Here is a 496-nt window from a genome sequence, read left to right as displayed (position 1 = left end):
GGAATAGCCGTTCCGCAAATAAAACGTGACGGCATTCCCACCTGATTAATGATTATTCCAATTCAAGAGGAGATATGACGATGCTCGATAATGCTATTCCCCAAGGTTTCGAAGACGCCGTGGAGTTGCGCAGGAAGAATCGCGAGACGGTGGTCAAGTATATGAACACCAAAGGCCAGGATCGCCTGCGCCGCCATGAACTTTTCGTCGAGGACGGCTGTGGCGGTTTATGGACCACCGATACCGGTTCGCCCATCGTCATTCGTGGCAAGGACAAGCTGGCCGAGCACGCGGTGTGGTCGCTGAAATGCTTCCCGGATTGGGAGTGGTACAACATCAAGGTCTTCGAGACCGACGATCCCAACCACTTCTGGGTCGAGTGCGACGGCCACGGCAAGATCCTCTTCCCCGGGTATCCCGAGGGTTACTACGAGAACCACTTCCTGCATTCCTTCGAGCTGGACGACGGCAAGATCAAGCGCAACCGCGAATTCAT

At 54.6% G+C, this 496-nt stretch carries 1 protein-coding gene; it reads left to right on the top strand.

Annotated elements, in window-relative coordinates; genetic code table 11:
* Nucleotides 1-80 precede the first annotated feature (80 nt).
* The coding region (phzB, locus tag HMPREF2924_RS11940) for a phenazine biosynthesis protein PhzB (protein ID WP_070700496.1) at nt 81-496 on the top strand (416 nt) is incomplete at its 3' end.

The organism is Pseudomonas sp. HMSC063H08 (assembly GCF_001813645.1).
GTDB classification, from domain to species: domain Bacteria; phylum Pseudomonadota; class Gammaproteobacteria; order Pseudomonadales; family Pseudomonadaceae; genus Pseudomonas; species Pseudomonas aeruginosa.
Note: the sequence above shows the minus strand (reverse complement) of the source record. Positions and strands in the feature narration are given on the sequence as shown.